Annotated in this window: 16 protein-coding genes; 1 reads left to right on the forward strand and 15 read right to left on the reverse strand. The window is 68.3% G+C overall.

Annotated features, from left to right (window positions below; all coding sequences use genetic code 11):
- Positions 1-7: 7 nt before the first annotated feature.
- From ACZ3ZD_RS06360 to ACZ3ZD_RS06430, 15 genes are all read right to left on the reverse strand, one after another.
- Positions 8-964, reverse strand: a complete 957-nt coding sequence (locus ACZ3ZD_RS06360) for a phage tail family protein (protein ID WP_467394131.1) — start codon at positions 962-964, stop codon at positions 8-10.
- A complete protein-coding gene (locus ACZ3ZD_RS06365) occupies positions 964-5,229 on the reverse strand; it encodes a phage tail tape measure protein (protein WP_467394133.1) in 4,266 nt (1,421 codons plus the stop codon). The genes ACZ3ZD_RS06360 and ACZ3ZD_RS06365 overlap by 1 nt, the downstream gene beginning before the upstream one ends.
- Positions 5,230-5,263: 34 nt before the next feature.
- Entirely contained in the window at positions 5,264-5,662 is a 399-nt protein-coding gene (locus ACZ3ZD_RS06370) for a TFIIB-type zinc ribbon-containing protein (protein ID WP_467394135.1), read from the reverse strand.
- Entirely contained in the window at positions 5,605-6,159 is a 555-nt protein-coding gene (locus ACZ3ZD_RS06375; RefSeq protein ID WP_467394137.1) for a hypothetical protein, read from the reverse strand. Before ACZ3ZD_RS06375 ends, ACZ3ZD_RS06370 begins: the two co-directional genes overlap by 58 nt.
- Before the next feature lie 2 nt (positions 6,160-6,161).
- On the reverse strand, positions 6,162-6,800 hold the full coding sequence (locus ACZ3ZD_RS06380; protein WP_467394139.1) for a phage tail tube protein: 639 nt from the start codon (positions 6,798-6,800) through the stop codon (positions 6,162-6,164).
- Between the two features lie 128 nt (positions 6,801-6,928).
- Positions 6,929-7,372 (reverse strand): hypothetical protein, encoded by a 444-nt coding sequence (locus ACZ3ZD_RS06385; protein WP_467394141.1) that lies wholly within the window; start codon positions 7,370-7,372, stop codon positions 6,929-6,931.
- A complete protein-coding gene (locus ACZ3ZD_RS06390; protein ID WP_467394143.1) occupies positions 7,369-7,797 on the reverse strand; it encodes an HK97 gp10 family phage protein in 429 nt (142 codons plus the stop codon). Before ACZ3ZD_RS06390 ends, ACZ3ZD_RS06385 begins: the two co-directional genes overlap by 4 nt.
- Positions 7,797-8,228, reverse strand: coding sequence for a DUF6093 family protein (locus ACZ3ZD_RS06395; RefSeq protein ID WP_467394145.1), 432 nt, complete (start codon positions 8,226-8,228; stop codon positions 7,797-7,799). The genes ACZ3ZD_RS06390 and ACZ3ZD_RS06395 overlap by 1 nt, the downstream gene beginning before the upstream one ends.
- Positions 8,218-8,595, reverse strand: a complete 378-nt coding sequence (locus tag ACZ3ZD_RS06400) for a hypothetical protein (RefSeq protein WP_467394147.1) — start codon at positions 8,593-8,595, stop codon at positions 8,218-8,220. Before ACZ3ZD_RS06400 ends, ACZ3ZD_RS06395 begins: the two co-directional genes overlap by 11 nt.
- A 1,049-nt stretch (positions 8,596-9,644) precedes the next feature.
- Positions 9,645-10,664 carry a glycosyltransferase gene (locus tag ACZ3ZD_RS06405; RefSeq protein ID WP_467394149.1) on the reverse strand — a complete coding sequence of 340 codons (1,020 nt, stop codon included), beginning with the start codon at positions 10,662-10,664 and terminating at the stop codon, positions 9,645-9,647.
- Positions 10,664-11,956, reverse strand: a complete 1,293-nt coding sequence (gene serS, locus ACZ3ZD_RS06410; RefSeq protein ID WP_467394151.1) for a serine--tRNA ligase — start codon at positions 11,954-11,956, stop codon at positions 10,664-10,666. Before serS ends, ACZ3ZD_RS06405 begins: the two co-directional genes overlap by 1 nt.
- Before the next feature lie 72 nt (positions 11,957-12,028).
- The gene (locus ACZ3ZD_RS06415) at positions 12,029-12,658 is read right to left on the reverse strand and encodes a histidine phosphatase family protein (RefSeq protein ID WP_467394153.1); all 630 of its coding nucleotides are present in this window, start codon (positions 12,656-12,658) and stop codon (positions 12,029-12,031) included.
- Positions 12,655-13,581 (reverse strand): aminoglycoside phosphotransferase family protein, encoded by a 927-nt coding sequence (locus ACZ3ZD_RS06420; RefSeq protein ID WP_467394155.1) that lies wholly within the window; start codon positions 13,579-13,581, stop codon positions 12,655-12,657. The genes ACZ3ZD_RS06415 and ACZ3ZD_RS06420 overlap by 4 nt, the downstream gene beginning before the upstream one ends.
- The gene (locus ACZ3ZD_RS06425) at positions 13,581-14,831 is read right to left on the reverse strand and encodes a methionine adenosyltransferase (protein ID WP_467394157.1); all 1,251 of its coding nucleotides are present in this window, start codon (positions 14,829-14,831) and stop codon (positions 13,581-13,583) included. Before ACZ3ZD_RS06425 ends, ACZ3ZD_RS06420 begins: the two co-directional genes overlap by 1 nt.
- A gap of 76 nt (positions 14,832-14,907) precedes the next feature.
- Positions 14,908-15,849 (reverse strand): aminoglycoside phosphotransferase family protein, encoded by a 942-nt coding sequence (locus ACZ3ZD_RS06430; protein ID WP_467394159.1) that lies wholly within the window; start codon positions 15,847-15,849, stop codon positions 14,908-14,910.
- Positions 15,850-15,997: 148 nt separating this feature from the next.
- Between ACZ3ZD_RS06430 and ACZ3ZD_RS06435 the strand changes: the two genes are divergently transcribed.
- Positions 15,998-17,344, forward strand: a complete 1,347-nt coding sequence (locus tag ACZ3ZD_RS06435; protein WP_467394161.1) for a transcriptional regulator — start codon at positions 15,998-16,000, stop codon at positions 17,342-17,344.
- Positions 17,345-17,431: the final 87 nt, after the last annotated feature.

The following is a 17,431-nucleotide window of genomic DNA, read 5'->3' on the forward strand; positions in this document are numbered from 1 at the left end:
TCTCCGTTTACAAGGTGGTGTACGCCGACCGCCACGCCACCTCGAGGCGCGCGGTGCCGGACGGGTCGTTCGCGCTCCAGGCGATCTCGGACCGCCCGGCCGGGAGGGCGAACAGGTCGAGACGGGAGGCGGGGCTGAGGTCGCCTGCGACGTTGACGGTGCCGTTGCGCAGGGCCCAGCAGGTCCCGGGTCGGGTATCCATCTCCACCCACTCGCCCTCGCGCAGCGACAGGCCGAGTTCGAGGACGCGGCGGGTGGCGGTGTTCCATATCCGCGGGTTGGCGACCGGGCCGTGTACGCGCAGGCTCGGGTGAGTGGGCACGTCGCCGTGATTGGTGACCCATCCGGGCCTCTGGTCGGCCGGGTGATGCTCCGACCCGGGCGGCCGGTGACAGTCGGCGGGGTGGCCCATCGCCTCGTCGACGCTGCGGTCCGCGCGGTCGGTGCGCGCCGCCTGGTCGAGGCCGAGCGTCAGCGTCGACAGCTCGTCGTCGTACCAGCGCGGATCGTCCAGGCCGACGAACTCAATATCCAGGGGGATCCAGCCGTGCACGGCATTGGCGGTGCTGGTCGCTTCCATACGGCGAAGTCGCCCGTACATGCGGCGGATGGTGTGCCCTGGCCACCGTCCGCGCAGAATGTGGCGGCCGTCGGGGCTGGTGCGGGCGTCGGGGGTGTCCAGGGCCCGCTCCAGCCGGGCGAGGATGTCGGTGGCCTTCACCGGGTCGCCGGGGGTCTTGATGCCGGCCTCGAAGCGCAGGGAGCGCGGGCCGTAGAAGTCCCGGCCCGGGGTGGTGCCGTCGCTGTTGGCGTTGTCGGCGTCCTGCGGCCGGGTGGCGGGCGACCCTAGCCCTTCGACGTTGCCGACCGGGACGTAGGTGCCGGTGCCGAGGACGACGCCGCCGATCTCGTACTGCCACGGGGCCAGTTCGGGGCGGCTGTGCTCATTCGGTGCTGTGGTCATCACACTCTCCCGCCCCGCTGCGCGTTGCGCAGGGTGCGCATCATCTCGTTGCCGATCTGCTCGGGGGTGGCGGCGCTGTCGGTGACGCTGATGGGCATGGAGCCGATCAGCGGCTGCTGCTCGCGCACGACGACGACCTGGACCCGGCCGCCGGCGCGGGCGTCGACCACGCGGGTGCGGGCGCGGTCGCTGCTGGTGCGGATGTCGAAGGAGCGCACGACACCGGCGATGGCCTCGACGCTGCGGGCCTGTCTGAAGGAGCTGGCGAGCATCGGCGTGTAGTCACGGCGGGCGCCGCGGATGCCGCCGTTGGCGTACCACTCGACCTGGCCGCCGAAGCGGTCAACGACTTCTTCCACGATCGCCTTGCTGCGCTCGCGCTTGGAGGCGGCCAAAGGCACGTATGCCTCCCCGCCGGTCTCCCGCTCACCCCAGATGCGGTAGCTGCCGGCCGGGGCGATCTGTGCCACGTGCCGCTCGCGGCGCCCTGTGCCGGTGAGCCCGCCGTCGGCGAAGTAGTCGACCACCGCGCCGTCGGCATGCCGCTTGGCGGCGCGGGCCTGTGCCTCGGCCTGCTTCTCGATGGCGTCCGCGATGTTGGTGTTCTGCTCGGCGAGTTGGCTGAAGACGGAGACGTGCCGGGTGGTGACCGTCACCTCCTTGCCGCGCAAGGCGTTGATGCGCTGTTGGATGGCGTCGGCGGCCTTGCGCGGGCCGCTGGTCGGCACGATGACCTTGACGTTCTTCGACCCGGGTACCTTCTCGATCCGGAAGCCGAGCGCCTGCAGCTGCTTACGTGCCTCGGCCGTCGGCGCCTGCACGACGACGTACTTCGCGCCCGGCGTGGCGCGGATCTTGGCCTGGACGGCCTGCAGGCTCTTGATCGCCGCGGCGGTCGGCGCGGAGACGGTGACTTTCTTGCTGCTCGGCGTGCGGCCGAGCTTGTCGATCAGGGTGTCCAGGTTCTTCTTCGCCGCCGCAGTCGGCGCCGTGATCTTGATCTGGCGGGTGCCTGGCACCGTCTTCACGGTGAACCCGAGGTCGCGCAGCTTCTTCTGCGCGCCGTCGCTGAGGGAGTCGACCTTGATCGTCCGCTGCTTGGGCAGGCGGTGGAACTCGGCCTGGACGGCGATCAGGTTCGCCAGGGTGGAGTCCATGCCCTTGGTCTGAAGCAGCAGGGACACCTTCGACGGCAGCAGGCCGAGGCTGTCCGCGACGCCTTCGGCCTGGGCCTTGGTCAGGCCGTAGCCCTGGGCGGCCTTGATCGCCTCCGCGCGGGCGCGGCTCATCTGCTCGCGTGCCTTCGCGAGCGCCGCCGGCAGCGTCTCGCCGTTGCGCTTGGCCAGATCGAACGTCGCCACCGAGGCGTCGGCCGCCGCGTCGGACAGGGCGGTGAGCTGGGTGTACAGCTGCTGACCGTTCCGGGTGGTGGTGTTGAGGGTCTTGTCCTCGTTGACGAGCTGCTTGCCGCCGTAGCCCTGCCCGCGATTGACGTTCTTGCTGCCCTCCCGCAGATCCAAGACGGCGCTGTTCACCTTGGCCTTGGCGGCCTGCAGGGAGATCTGGCCACCGGACAGCAGGTCGAGAGCCGACTTCAGCGAACGGGTGCGGGTGTCGGCGTCCGCCGTCTCGTCGGCGAGGCCGCCGACGGCCGCCTTCAGCCGGTCGTAGGCGGAGGTGCCGTCACCGGTTCCCTTCGTGGCGTTGGCGAGTTCCTTGGCGTTCTTGACGGCATCGGCCATCTCGCCCTTGACGCTGCCGAGCGCGTCGGCGGCGTCCTTGTACCGCTGGCCGACGTCGGTGTAGTCGAGGACGGTGGCTTTGTCGGCTGCCAGGTCCTTGTACTCGCGGTGGGCGTTAGCGGTGGCCATGAGCTGCCTCTGCAACGCCTCCAGCGACGTGCCTTGCCCGAGGTAGGCGTCCGTCAGGGTCGCCAGCGGAACGCCCGCTTCATCGAGGACCTTGGTGAGCTGGCCCTGACTGGTCTTGGTATCCAGCAGGACCTGGGCCGCCTGCTGGCGGACGTTGCTGTCGATCTGTCCGCCGGACTCGCGCAGCGCGGAGGTGAGCGAGGAGATGCGCTGCTGGTGTTCAGCGGCGGCCTGCGCGGCCTTTTGCTGGCGTGCCGCGAGCAGCCCGAGGCCGACCGACACGCCCGCCATGACGACACCGAACGGGCCGCCGAGGGCGTTCGTCACGCCGCTGAGCGCAGAGCGCAGCCCCGAGCCGGCCGCCCGGCCGGTCCCGTTGAGCGTGCCGGTGAAAGTGACTCCGGCGCCGTTCGCGCTGCGGAACGCGGCCGTCATGTTGCCGAGGAACCCGATGCGGGCCTGGACCGCTGCCCAGGCGGCGCCGTACCGGGAGAGGGCGACGCCGGATGCGGCGGCCAACGACTGCTGCACCCGCATCTCGTCGTTGAACGCCCGAATTCCGGAGCGGACCGGCCCGCTGACGGTGGTGGCCAGGTTCGTCAGGGCGGGTTGGGTGCGGCGGAACAGGAGCATTGCCAGGGCGGCCGACTGGATGGGGGCCGGGAGGGCGCCGAACGCCGTGACGAGGCCACCGACGACGTGACCGACCGGTACAAGGACCAGGGACAGGCCGGAGACGGCGTCCATGGCCGCGTTGGCTACGGTCGCGACGATGTCGAGCGTGCCGGCCGCCGCGCCGCCCTCCTCCCCCAGGCCCGCGACGGCCTTCAACAGCGGCTCGGCACCGTCGGCGGCGTTGGACAGGACATCGCCGAGGGTGCTTCCCGCGTTGATCAGCACATTGAGACCGGTGGCCAGGGAGTGCTCGCCGATCTCCTTGAGCGGGCCGACGAGCTGCCGGGCTTCATCGATGAGCCCGCCCAGTCCGGCCTCAGTCCTCGCCTTCAGGTCCGGCCCGTACAGCGTGGCCAGGTCGCGGCCGTAGCTGAGGGCCGTGGTCAGGTACGGCGTGGCCCCGGCCATTCCACGGGTGAGCAGACGGGTCACCCACTCCAGGCCGGGTGCCATCCCCTCGTACAGGGCAATGCCGGCCTGCCGGGCCTGGGTGCGCAGCTGCGTCATCGCACCGGTCAGGCCCTGGCCGCGGGATGCGGTGATGGACGCCGCGGCCCCGGTCTGCCGTACGGCCATCGACAGGGCGTCGAAGGTCTCGGTTCCCTGGTGGGCGAGCGCCACCGCGCCGCTGAGCGCGGGCTTGCCGAACGCGCGGGTCACCGCGGCCGCGAAGTCCTGCTGGGACATGGTGCGTTCGGCCTTCGACAAGCCGTCGATCACCGTGCGCAGGCCCCGGAAACGCCCCTGGGTGTCGAATGCTTCGATCCCCAGGTCCTTCAGGGCACCCCGCATCTGGGGTGTGGGCGCCGCGAGGTTGGCGAAGATCCCGCGCAAGCTCGTGCCGGCGGTCTGGCCGAGGATGCCGCTCTTGCCGAGCATGCCGACTGCGGCGGCGGTGTCCTGCAGGCTGACGCCCAGGGCGTGCGCGACCGGGCCCGCGTACCGCATCGAGTAGTAGATGTCGGTGATGGACCCGGAGGCGCTGTTGGCCGTGGCGGCGAGCGTGTCGGAAGCCTTGGCCGCCTGATCAGCACCAAGACCGTACTGATCCATGATGTCGCCCAAGTACTTGGCCGACGTGGCGGCATTGACGTCGGCCGCCGCGGCGAGCTGGAGGGAAGCCCGTACGGCGTCGATCGACTGATCCGCGCGGAAGCCCGCCTTGCTCAGCTCGACCATGCCCTCGGCGGCGTCCGCCGAGGTCGTGGTGGGCAGGGTGAGGTCGTTACCGAGTTCCTGGGCGACCACGGCCGCCCTCTTCATCTGTGCGGCGGTCGCGCCGGTCACCGCACGGAAGAGGTTCATCTGCCGCTGGTAGCGGTTGCCCTCCTCGATGATCTGCCCGGTGCCGAGGATGAGGGCGCCGCCGGCGAGCATGTTCGTGGCGGACAGGCCGCGCCGCCCGGCGCCGGCGGTGGCCCGCTGGAGCCGAGACATCGACCGTGCGCCGTCGTCTCCGGCCGTGCGCAGGGCGGTGCGGGCTGCTGCGGCGCGGGCGGTGATCCGGTTCAGTTCGCCGACGGCCGCGCGGGAGGAACGATTCAGCGCGGCGAACTGCGAAGCGAGCCGGGCCCCGTTGGCGTCCAGCCGTGCCAGGGACCGGTTCGCGGCATCGGTCCGCTCTCCCAAGGTCCGCATCTGCGCGGAGGCAGCACGGGTTCCCGCGATCAGGTCGCGGACCTCGGCGCGCATCGCGACCGTCAGGGTGAACCCGGCCACCGCGGGCGGCCTCCTTACATGGTGCGGGGGTGGATCAGGGGCGCGGCTGGTACTGCTCGCGCGGCAGGAGCTGGATCTTCACGCCGTAGCCGGAGCGGTCCTGGGGGACGTGGTCGCGTTCCTGCTCGATCAGCTCGCAGCCGGGGCAGCGCAGGGTGTCGGTGACGTAGGCGTGGGGGTCGCCGCCGCGTTCGTGGTCCCACTCCTCCAGCCGGGTGTGGCACTCCGGGCACACCGACCGCTGCCACTCGGCCCAGGCCAGCGCCTTGGCCCTATCGAGGTCAGACCAGCGGCCGTCGCCGCCGAGGAACTGCGAGTGCGGGATGCGGAACTTCTCGCACAGCGAGAGTTCGGCGCGCAGGACGGCGTCGCGGCTCAGTCTTTTCCCAGCTCGACCCGGCTTTCCTGCTGGACCTGCCAGGCCGCGTCCCACAGGACGTTCGCGTCCGGCGCCGACCAGCCGTTCAGCAGCTCCTCGGCCTCCTCGCGGCTCATGCCGTCCACGGAGGCGGCGGCGATCAGGGCGGCGGGGAAGGTGCCGGCGTTAAAGATCGCCCCTTCCTCAGCCTGCTGCTCGGTCGCCGGGTGCTGGGCGATCAGCTCCTCCAGCACCGGGCGCGGCAGTGCGCGGAAGGTCAGGAAGTCCGAGGCGGCATCCAGCGCCGCCAGGGCCTCCTCCCGCGCGGTGTCGGCTTCGGCAGCCTGGCGCTCGGCCAGCTCGTCTCCCGGGTTGGCCTCGGCGACGAACCGGGCGCGCCGGGCTGCCTGCTCGGCGTCGTCGTACCGCTGGCGCAGCTCGTTGTCGTCGCAGACACGGATCCGGTTCTGCGGGCGGGCCCGGCGGCGGAGGCGTTCCATCTTGGCCGCCCACGGCCCCTCTGCCGGGCTGGCGGAGGGGGACGGGCGCTTGGCCTGTGCGGGGCGCGACATGGTCAGGCCTCGTCGGCGTCGTGCTCGCGGACCGTTGCCTCGGTCTTGGTCTTCGTGGTGCTGACCACGGTCACGTCGACCTGCTCACCATCGTGGTCGTGGTGGCCGTGTCCGTGCTCGTCGCAGTCGCCGTCCGGCAGCGGGTGCGGATGCGCCTGCGGCACCGGGCGGTCCAGCGACGGCTCGTCGGTGATGGTGAAGTCCACCTTGAACTTGGCGGCCTCGTTGCCGGTGGAGTAGGTCGCGGCGCGGGTGGCGACCTGGACGGGGAACACGTCGACCGAGCGGCTGCCGGGCAGGTCGCCCTTGCGGAGCAGGATGACGTAGCCCTTCGCGCCCTTGGGGAGCTGCTGCTCGATCGCGTCGGAGAACCGGTCCTCGTAGAACGTCAGCGAGCTGTTCTCGGCCTTGTCGTTGCCCGGGATCGAGGAGTTGAACGTCGAGCCCATGTCGGGCGTCTCGATGGGGTCGTTCTCCAGCGCCCAGCCCTCGATGTCAGAGACGGCGTCGGTCAGGCCGAAGGCGCTGTTGAACTCGCGGCGGCTGGGGTACTTCGGGTCGCCCAGGTCCTTCGACCACAGGATCTTGGAGATGCCGCGCCGCAGAAATCGGGTCTGGGTCTTCTTGGTGCTGGTGGACACAGGTCCGCTCCCACTTCTGGGGCAGCGTCCCGTGCCGAGGCCCTGCCCCTTGAGGTTCAAAGGGGGTTCGCCTGGCCTGGGGCCTAGCGTCCGCGCGGGCCTCCGCGGTGAGGATCAAAAACGCTTCTTCATGCAGGCGTCACGGTGATCGTGACCCGCTGCACGTAGGACACGATAGCGCCTGCCGCCGACACCGAGGGCTCTCCTCCAGCGTCGTAGGTCAACTCGCGGTCGATGACGCGGGCTTGCGGAATGTGCAGGTCGTAGGTCCAGGCGCCGTCGGTCCGGCCGACGACGCCGGCGCGTACGCGATCGGCCAGCCACTGGACCTGGTCGGCCCGTTCTCCGACCGAGGTGACCTGGTAGCTCCAGGCCGCGTCCGCGTGCCAGTCCCACAGCGGCGGCCCGCCGAACTCGGCGGGCAGCGAGTCGAGGATCGTGTACGGGGCGGGTGCGGGCTTCCAGCCGGACTTGCCCTGCGCGCGCGGAAGTTCGCCGATGCCGCACGGGTAGCCGGTGGTTTTCGCGACGAGCGCGGCGAGCGCCCGGGTCACGGGAAGCCGGGCGGTCACGGCAGCACCCCGTCGGCAAGGGCCTGGATGAACGCAGGCTCGGTCTGCCAGAACGCGGGCTCGACGTGCGGGAAGGGTGGCTGCCGGTAGTGCCTCCCGAGAGAGTCCACGCCGACGAAGCCGTACTCCAGCCGCCGCGCCTGCGGGGCGTCGGAGAACACCTCCGCGGTGACCTCCCCGCCGCTGGTCCGCATCCGCACGTCCCAGGAGGCGCGGTACTGCCCGGTGATCACGTTCGGCCCCGGCCTTCCGGACGCGTTCCGCTGGATACGTACGCGGAGCAGCATGGCGTGATGACGCGTGATCGTCCGTGTGCGGGCACGAGCGGCCGGACCCATGCGGGCCAGTGCCGCGGCCAGCGCGATCGGATCACGGAACGCCGCGGCGTCGGGGTGCGCGTTCGGATGCAGGTTCGCACCGGCCATCAATCGATCACCTGGACCCGGACGATCCGCACGACACTGTAGGTGCCCACCGCCTCGTCGGATACGCGAAAGCGGCGGCCCACCAGATGCGGGTCGCGGGGGCCTCCAGGACGGACAGAGCCGGCCACGCGGATCATGTCGTCGCGGCGCAGCGCCGGGGCATCGACCGGGAGAACGGCTTGGTAGTCGGTGGTCGGCGGCTCGACGGCAACTGATCCGCCCACCGGCTGCGTGATGGCCGGCCGACCGAGCGGCATCACCGCGCCGAGCCCATCCCAGACCAGCTCCTCGTCTGGCGCGGGCGGCACCAGCCTGCCCGTGGTCTCGTCCAGCACATCGTCAGTACGGCCTGCGCTGTCCCGCCACACTTCCAGCTTGTCGTCCAGGACGCGGCCGACGACCCGGCGGGCACCCTCCACGTCAAAGGCCACGGGCCCACTCTCCGAGCTGGGTGAGCATCGCCTTCGTCAGCGAGTACGGCTCGGTGCCCAGGTCGGGCCGGGACAGAGCCGCGCGCTCCAGGGCGTCCGGGTCGATGGCGTCGAGGAAGACTGCCGCTGCCGGGCCAGGGGCCGGCAGGTCAGCCACGGCGACGCGGGCCATCCCCGACCAGCGGGTATCGCCTCGATCAGCAACGTGCAGCAGGACCTCGGGCCATTCCCCGGCGAAGTGGTTGACGGAGTACGCCTTGACGGCACTCGGGTCGATCCGAGTGCCGTCGATCTCGATGTCCGCTCGATCGCCCCGCGCTGTGATCTCGACGCGCCGGGGGTTGTTCGGGTCGGTCGTGTGATCCATTCAGCCGACGCTAACGGCGCTGTCGGACGTCGTGGACGCACCTTTTGATCACAGACCGAAAGGACTGCTTCCTTTGCCGTGGCGACTCACGACTTCGTGCTCGATGCGAGCGGCAACTGCGGGCCACGGCACAGGAAGACCCGCAATGGTCGTCCAGTACCGGTGGGATGATCGAACTGCGGCGCTCACTCCCAGGCGAACTGCCTCCGGTTTGAGCGTTGCCAGGACGCGGCGGGCTATCCCTCCTGCACCCCTCGGGGCGGGCATGATGCCGCTCCCAAGGAGGAGTGTCGCCGTCCGCAGAGCGTCGAGGGTTGAGGGAGGCGCTGCCTCAACAAGGGGCCCAAAGACGAGCTCATTCCACTCTCGACGAGTTCGGGCCCAGGCCAACCGCTCAAGACCGGTTCCTAGATCTACGGCCATGCACCGAGGGTCCTTAACGTTCCAGAGGAGGACGATGTCGCCCAAGGTGAGGTCCAAGTGCCGGAACCGCAGGGTGATCCCCTCGACTTGGCTTCGCCTCCACACCTTTAGGTGACCGTATACGCTTATATGCCTGGCGTGGAAGCCAAGTCGAGAAAGCACCGAAAGCCAGGCGTCGAGGACTTGCCCATATTCGTCAATATGTTCTATGGGCTGGACGCACGAGACGTTGACGAATGATGTGAGAAATCCGTCGCACAGTTCTCCGGACGCAGAGCGTTGCCCTGTGAATCGGACCACCGGTTGAGGAATGAAGCCGCGTCTATAGGTTGAAGGACGACCCTCCTTGAGGAGCGGGTCAAGTGCTTGCACGGCAGAGATGGTCAGTTCGGTCTCGCGCCCCCATCGGAGGGGAAGGCACGCGTCCCGGAGAAAGCCTTGAGTGGCGAAGGCGTCTTCGAGAGTGCCGAGCAGTTGCTCCCAGGACAGTGGGCCGCGAGGCGGGCGGTACGGGGAGCTGCGATGAGGATGCGTGACCTCCAGCGTGTCCCCATCCTGGTAGAACTCCCAATGAACGCCTAACGCTTGGCGTAGAAGCCCTGGAATCTGTTGGGCAAGCTCCCTTCTCAGCATGGCCGAGTCGCCATGGCCTCGAAGTGCCGTGCGGGATCGAATCGCTGTTGTCCGATCGCCTGCACCCGACGGTGATCGAGCGGCTGAGTCTGTTCGATAGCTTCGGCCAGTCGGCGGGCTGCGGTCTCGTCGTCCACTTCGGGACTGGCGACCGCGATCACGCCGGTCTCACCGCACAAGGCTGCCTCGGCACAAGTTCCTTCGCGCCAAGCCAGTGCGGCGATAGGCGTGCCGGCTCGCAGGGACTCGCCGAACACTGCCGCTCCCGCCTCAACATAGTTCCGCGCGTACGTGTAGACGAACACCGACGCGTCGCGGATGGCGGCGGTCTTGGCCGGGCCGCCGAGTTCGCTCGCCCACTCGACGTGATCCCCAGCGAAGAGCTTCTGTCGACGGACGTATCCCTCGTCGAAGACCGGTCCGACGATGCGGATGCGGCGGCCGAGAAGCTCCGCCGCCCTCACGGCGAGGTGCGGAGCCTTCTCCTCATCTATTCGTCCGAGCCACACGAGGTCCCGACCGCCAACGGCTGGCGGTTCGTCCTCATGGAGCCCCAAGTGAACGGCAAGCTCAGGGATCGGTTGGTGGTCGGCGTACCGCTCAATCATCTCGGACGAGTAGCAGTACAGCCGTGACCGCTTGCCGTCGAACGCTGTGGCGGTGTGCTGGAAGACGGGAGAGTGCTGGAACGTGGCCACGTCGCAGTCCAGCTCGTCCCAGGTGCGAGTCCACGTAGCCAGCGAGGGGTATTCGTGGCCGACCACAAGGAGGTCGTAGCCGGTGTCTCGGAGGTCGCGCTGGGCCAGTGATCCAGCAGCGACGTCTTCGAGACGGACCGGCTTGCGGACCCATTCGGATTCGAGGTCCGGGAGCCAGCCCGGACCAAGGAGGTGTACGTCGGCGCCTGCGGCACGGGCGCCTACCGCGACCGCCCACAGCCATCGTTCGATCCCGCCGTATCCGGCAGGGGGAAAAGCGTAGCTACCAGGAAAGTCGCAGACGCCGACGAGCACTATGCCTCCGGTGTTCCGTCCGCCGAAATCCGGCGGAAGCCGAGGTATGGGACGAGGGATTCGGGCAGGAGGATGGAGCCGTCCTGCTGCTGGCACTGCTCAAGGAGAGCGGCCAGAGTGCGGCCGATGGGCAGGCCGGAGCCGTTAAGGGTGGCGACAAGCTTGGGCTTGCCGTCCTCACCGCGGGTCCGGATGTTCGCCCGGCGGGCCTGGAAGGTCCCGAAGTTCGAGACGGACGAGATCTCGCGATACGTGTTCTGGCTCGGGATCCAGACCTCGATGTCGTAGGTGAGCTGGGCGGAGAAGCCCGTGTCGCCGGCGGCCAGCTTGATGACGCGGTAGGCGAGGCCGAGTTCCTTCAGGCACGCCTCGGCATGGCCGATCATCTTCTCCAGCTCCGCATCGGCGTCCGCCGGGTCGACGATGCGGACGATCTCGACCTTGGCGAACTGGTGCTGACGGATCAGCCCGCGGGTGTCTCGGCCATACGAACCCGCCTCAGACCGGAAGCACGGGGTGTGCGCGGTGAGTGCGAGCGGCAGCTCTGCCGGAGGGATGATCTCGTCAGCGTAGAGGTTGGTCAGCGGAACCTCGGCCGTCGGGATGAGGAACAGTTCGCGGTCGGCAACCCCGGTCTTGAACAGGTCCTCCTCGAACTTCGGGAGCTGGCCGGTACCGGTCATGGTCTTGCGAGAGACAAGGTAGGGGACCGCGTATTCGACGTAGCCATGCCGGCGGGTATGGAGGTCGAGGAAGAGCGTGGCCAGAGCACGCTCCAGAGCGGCACCGGCGCCACGGGAGACCGCGAAGCGCGGTCCGGACAGCTTCGTGGCTCGGCCGAAGTCGAGGATGCCGGTGGCCTCGCCCAGATCAACGTGGTCCTTCGGCTCGAACGTGAAGGCGGGGGGCGTGCCGACACGCCGGATCTCGACCGCGAACTCCTCGGAGTCGCCATCGGGCGCCGAGTCGTCCGGCAGGTTCGGGATGCTCAGGAGCAGGTCACGGAGCTGGGCCTCGATTTGCTCTTGGTCGGCTTCGATCTCTCGGATTTGCTCCTTGAGCTCGCGGGCGCGCTCCTTGAGCTTGGTGATGTCGCCGCCCTGCTTGGCTGTCTGCTGGACCTCGCTCGCCACCCGCTTGGACTCTGCCCGCAGCTCGTCGGCCGAGCGGATGTTCTGGTTGCGCCGAGACTGGAGGGACTCCAGCTCGGACAGGTCCAGGGTGTAGCCGCGACGAGCGAGCCGACGAACCGCTTCGGCACCCATGTCGATCAGGGCGCGGGCATCATGCATGAGGGGTCCTTCTCCTCCGGAAAGTGAGCTATTGCTCCGACGGTAGCAACTGCCGAGATGGCGCCGCCCCGCTTATATAGCCGCGTCACCCTCTTCTCCGGGGTCTCTGCGAGACTCCATAGCAAGATCAGAAAGCAGATCCTCGATCCAGACGGTGAGCGTGTCGTCCGCGACATCGAGCGGCTGGACGCACGGGGCCTCGGGAAAGAACAGAGGCATCGCCTCACCCCCGGACCGATCCCGCTGCCAGAGCAGCACGGACACCAGCAGACCGTGGCACACCACGAGGCGAGGCCCAGGCACAGATAGGCAGTCCCGCAGCCCGAGGAGCATTCTGCGGATCCCTTCCCGCTGGGATTCTGCGGCGCCTGACGGGCGCCGCCAGGCACCGTGACGATCAAGCCAATCGCCGTATGTGAGGAATGGGCCGCCCTCGAAGTCGCCGTAGTCCAGTTCGTTCAGCCTGGCCTCGACTACCAGCTCGGCGGCAGGGACTCCGGTGAGCAGGAGGGCGGTCTGCTGGGCTCGCGGGAAACCGCTGGCGATCCAGGTTCGCGTGCTGTGAAGCGGCAGCACGGCCCAGGCTCGCTGGCACGACCGGATTCCCTCCTCGCTAAGCTCGACGGGCACGGAGGGATCCCCGTTGACGAGGTACTTCAGGCTGTACTCGGTCTGACCGTGGCGGAGGATGTGCGTCCTCATCCGTCGCTCCCTGAGCCTCGGGCGGATAAGAAGGACAGAACCTCCAGCATCCGAGGTGCTCGCGGATCACCGGTGTCCACGTAGTAGAGGAGGCCATCCAAGGACAGCAACCTGCACCACGGGGCGATCACCGGTACCGGGATGCGGGACACTCTGGACGCCGTCGCGAGCCGTATGTTCGTCTCACGACCGAGGTCGTAGTACACGGTCCAGAAGGCCCAGTCGAACACCGCGTCTCCGACCATGGGCACCGGGTCGATCAGCCGCGGATGTCCGGTGCTGTCGAACGTCACGTTCTCGCGGTACAAGTCCCCGTGCAGCACGGTGGGCTGACCTGTGCCCTCCCCGAGTCTGTGGATCGCTTGGAACTCGTGGCCAGCGAGCGGCTGCCAGGAGCCGAGATCGAGGCTTTCCGCCCGCTTCTTGATCCTCGGGAAGACCTCGAAACGGAGGTAGTCACCGAGGAGGGGGAGGGGACCCGCGAGGGGTCTGGCCCGTCCGAGAGTGTGCAGCCCTTGCAGTGCGGCGGCCACGACTTGTGTCTCTCGCTGGCGCCAACTGGAACCTCCCGGACGGCCGCCCACCATTTCCAGAACAGCCACCGCCATGTTGTCGTCAGCCTCAACGACGTCCGCCGTCGGGCCGCCGGCCCACAGCCGCAACGCTCGAATCTCGTGGCGGTAGCGGGCCGGGTCCACCCACACCTTGACAATCAGCGGACGCCCGTCGAGAGCAGTAGCCGTCACGATCACCGAGGCGTGTCCAGCGTCGTGGTACCCGCCGAGGGAGAGCTGCCAGCGTTCCGCCACTTGCCCCAGCACGCACGGAACGGCGTCGAGCCACTCCTGAGCCTTCGGTCCGTAGTGAGCGAGTAGCCGCTCTCGACATCCCGGGGGCACCTTGCCGAGCATCCGCGTCGTCATCAGCTCAGCACGACCCCATCGTGAACGAGCTCGTCGGTGAGTGCCGGGAACTCCTCCAGGGCCTCGTTGACGAGCGCCTGCACCTTGTCGACCTCGAGCTCCCGCGCTGCGAGACGGACCAGGACGCGCCAGGGCTGGTCGAGCCTCTGCCCCGTGGTGCTCACCAGGTGCACCTCTGCGTGCTCGCCCGTCGCCTCGTTGAGCCGGCGGGCGAGCCGGAGAGCCGCGATGTTGTAGAGCTTGCCAACGTGGTAGACGGGGTTCTTACCGCTGGCTCCCTCCAGGTTCATCGGTCGCAGAGGCGTGATGAGGCCGTTGACGCGGTTCCCTCGACCGACGACGCCCTCATCCCCGGATTCGATCGAGCTGCCGGTGTACGTCAGGTAGAGCTCGTCCTTCTCGGGCATGTCCCGCGCATTGAGACGGAAGTCAGCGTCCGCGCCGGGCAGCCTGCTGTCGGCGAGGCGTCGGCACTCCGCGAGGATGGCCTCCGTGTTCTGGATGTACTCGGCTCGACTCGCGACATGGCGGGACTTCTGGGGCACGCACAGCACGATGTCCGCGCGTTGGCCGTCCCAGTAGCCCATGAGCTTCACGTCCGAGCCGCACCACGGGTGAGCCCGCGTGAAGTCACTCTGTCCTGAGAAGTGATCCACCAGGTCGCGAACGAAGGTCTCGAACGGGCTCTCGGGGGCCCAACCCGTGCCGAGCGATGTGTCGTTCGAGAGGCGCACCCGACGCTCGCGGAGGTCGTCGATCGACCGCGGGCTGAACCAGCGAGTTCGGTCCGGAACGTCGTCTCCGGTGAGTACCGCACCAGGGCTTGAGTTACTCGTGATGTTGTACGCGATGTCGAGGTGGTCAGCTACCTCCGGCAGGCGCTCGGCGAAAAACGCCCTTACCTCTGCCTCGACGATCTCGGTGACGGGGATGGTCTCACCTCCGCACATGGGAGCCGCGCGCCCGTTGACCAGCACACGCACGGGAGAGGTCATCCGCCCGCCGCCGTACCGGACTTCACTCGCACCGCCGAGGAGCGCCAGCTTGTCGAAGTTGTGGTGCAACACGGCGCCGAAGTGCTCCACCGTGTACCGGCTGTACGCCCGGGACAATCGCTCCGCGAGGTGGTCGGCGAGCGTATCCGGGTGACCGAGGCCCTTGCGCTCGACGATGGTCGTCGCGTCGGGGGGGATCACCCCGGCCTCGATCACTACGTGGCTGTTGCCGAAGGTCGAGCTGGTTCGTTGCATGGCCTACTCCGATTCGAAGGGTTTGAAGGGGGGCGTGCGGGACTCGCGGGCCTCGTTGGGCGGGACAGCGCCGTTCTCAGCGCGGAACACCGGCCGCGCGCAGGTGGAAGATCGTTCGAGCGAGTTCCCTGCAGGCTGCCGCGGGATCGTCATGCGCGACGAGCCGATAAAGGTCATGCGATGGCAGGAGCCGGATGTCTCCGACTCTCCGTCGGTCGAGCCATAGGGCCAGACGCCAGGCCAACACCGCGCTCGGGACATGAAGTTGGCTGATGAGCCCGACGGGGATTCGGTGGACTGGAACCGACGAGTAGATCAGGTCACGTATGAGATGGAAGGTCGCGTCGGCATGATCGCTGGACGCTGGCCCCCGTCCGCTGGCCTCCCAGTCGAGAACGTGAAGGTGACTGCCGTCGAACACGAGATGGTCCGGTTTGAGGTCACCGTGAAGGTAAACCGTCGGCCGGGTGTCGCAAGGTTCGAGTGAAGCCTCCAGCGACTTCCACCATGGCAGTCGTCGGCAGGCGGGAGACATCTGGTCGAGAAGGAAGCAACGGTTGCTTCTGATCGCGTCGCCCTTCTGCCAAGTCCAGCCGGCTCCGGGAGGCAGTCGTCCAACGACTTGACCATGTAACCGCTCGGTCGTCGAGACAACGTGACAGAGGTAATCCTGAATCCCGCGGGCCGTATTGAATGAACAAGGCTCCCCGGTCACGGTCGACAGGACGGTCCAGGCATGGGACTTCCGTTCACCAGTCGCCAGGACGCGGGGCACAGAGAACCCCCAGTTGGCGGCGAAAGCCAGAGCCTCGACCTCCCGGCGTCGCCTCTCGTGTGGGGAGACACAGCGGTAGATCTTGAGCACTGACCGGCCGTCGGTGGCCCAGCGCGTGATCGAGTTGGGCTTGACCGTCGCCGGCCCGTAGCCCCCGAGCTGACGCTGAAGGACTCCGAGGCGGGTAGGGCGGACCGGCGCGTGCTCGTGGCTATGCGACGCGGGCTGCTGCTCGGTCTCCATGCTCTGCCCTGCACTGCTCATCATGAATCAGGCCCTCCCGGTGGCTGGCTTGGCTGACAACTAGGCAACTTCAGAAGGGAGTTGCGCGGTACCGTGATCAGGGGTGTCGAAGGGTGTCGTTTCCGTTACCTCGGCCAGGGGGTGCTGCATGACGAACGATCGGCTTGCGAGTTGGCTAGACCGCTCAGGACTGAGTCGCGGCGAGTTGGCGCGACGCGTGAAGGCCAAGGCGTTGCTGTGGAACGAGCCTCATGTCGCCACCAGCACGACGCGGGTCCGCTTCTGGATCGAAGGCCAGATTCCGCGCCACCCGTTACCCGACGTCATCGCGGCCGTGTTCTCGGATCACTTCGGATACCAGGTCACAACGTACGATCTCGGGCTCGGCGAAGGCGCGGGCACTGAACGCGCGCTCGTGTACAACTCTTCCTACGCGGCTACCGTGGAGGTTGTCGCAGACCTCGGGAGAGCTGACGTGGATCGACGTAACTTCCTTGCAGGCGTGCCGTTCGCAGCCCTTGCCGGCATAGGGCCATCGCGCGACTGGCTGATGAACACCCTCGACCAGAGTCCAGAGCCCGGCCCCCGCGTACGACTTGAGGACGTGACGGCGGTCAAGAACATGTTCGGCGAGTTCCAGAAGATGGACGTACTCCAAGGAGGCGGTTCTGGTCGCCTGATCCTCGCCGAGTACATGAACCAGCACGTCTACCCCCTGCTCCGTCGCACCTACAGCGATGACGTGCGACGGGCACTCTGCGAAGCGGCGGCCGAGCAGACATACCTTCTCGGGTGGATGGCCTACGACAGCGGCGAGCACGGCGTAGCCCAGAGGTATCTCATCCAGTCCTTGCGTCTCGCGGAGGAATCCGGCAACGCTGCCTTGGGCTCCCACGTGCTCGCGGGTATGGCCGACCAGGCGACCCTGCTCGGAGATCCCGCCGAAGGACGGCGCCTGGCCCAAGCGGGGCGTCTCGGACTCTCCCGCGCGAACTCGCCGGCCTGCCTCGCGGACCTCTGGTGCCTGGAGGCACGGGCGCTCGCACTGCTCGGCGACAAGACCGCGGCGGCTCGCGCCGTGGTCGAGTCGGAGCAGGCGTACGCGAACGCACGGCTGGATGAGGAACCGGAGTGGGCGGCGTTCATCGACCCGGCCTACCTGCACGGCGAGCACGCCAATACGTTCCGGGACCTTGGGGACGCGGCTTCCGCAGACGAGCACGCCCGCAGGTCTATTGACCACGCCAGGAGCCAGAAGCGCGCTCGACGCGGGGCCATGTCGCAAGCCGCTCTGGCCGTCGCTCACTTGCAGAGGAACGACCTGGAAGCGGCCCACGCGGCTGGCGTTCGCACTTTGAACCTGACCAGACAGGTGAGGTCCTCGCGTGCCGTAGAGGCCGTGCATGACCTTCAACGACGTATGCGACCCTTCGGCAGTCATCGGCTCGTGGCCGACTTCAACGAGCGCGCCAGGGAGCTCACCGCGGCGGCGTAGCGAGGATGCGGGTGCTGGGCTCGGTACGGCGGCGCAGACGGACTCGTCGATGAAGGTATGCACGTCCTCGGGCAGCGCATGGTGAGG

The organism is Streptomyces sp. NPDC023481 (genome assembly GCF_055560195.1).

Coding starts and splice junctions, on each gene's coding strand:
- ACZ3ZD_RS06360 (WP_467394131.1), bottom strand. CDS start 964: ATGACCACAGCACCGAATGAGCACAGCCGCCCCGAACTGGCCCCGTGG.
- ACZ3ZD_RS06375 (WP_467394137.1), bottom strand. CDS start 6,159: ATGTCGCGCCCCGCACAGGCCAAGCGCCCGTCCCCCTCCGCCAGCCCG.
- ACZ3ZD_RS06390 (WP_467394143.1), bottom strand. CDS start 7,797: ATGGCCGGTGCGAACCTGCATCCGAACGCGCACCCCGACGCCGCGGCG.
- ACZ3ZD_RS06400 (WP_467394147.1), bottom strand. CDS start 8,595: ATGGATCACACGACCGACCCGAACAACCCCCGGCGCGTCGAGATCACA.
- serS (WP_467394151.1), bottom strand. CDS start 11,956: ATGCATGATGCCCGCGCCCTGATCGACATGGGTGCCGAAGCGGTTCGT.
- ACZ3ZD_RS06415 (WP_467394153.1), bottom strand. CDS start 12,658: ATGAGGACGCACATCCTCCGCCACGGTCAGACCGAGTACAGCCTGAAG.
- ACZ3ZD_RS06420 (WP_467394155.1), bottom strand. CDS start 13,581: ATGACGACGCGGATGCTCGGCAAGGTGCCCCCGGGATGTCGAGAGCGG.
- ACZ3ZD_RS06425 (WP_467394157.1), bottom strand. CDS start 14,831: ATGCAACGAACCAGCTCGACCTTCGGCAACAGCCACGTAGTGATCGAG.
- ACZ3ZD_RS06430 (WP_467394159.1), bottom strand. CDS start 15,849: ATGGAGACCGAGCAGCAGCCCGCGTCGCATAGCCACGAGCACGCGCCG.
- ACZ3ZD_RS06435 (WP_467394161.1), top strand. CDS start 15,998: ATGACGAACGATCGGCTTGCGAGTTGGCTAGACCGCTCAGGACTGAGT.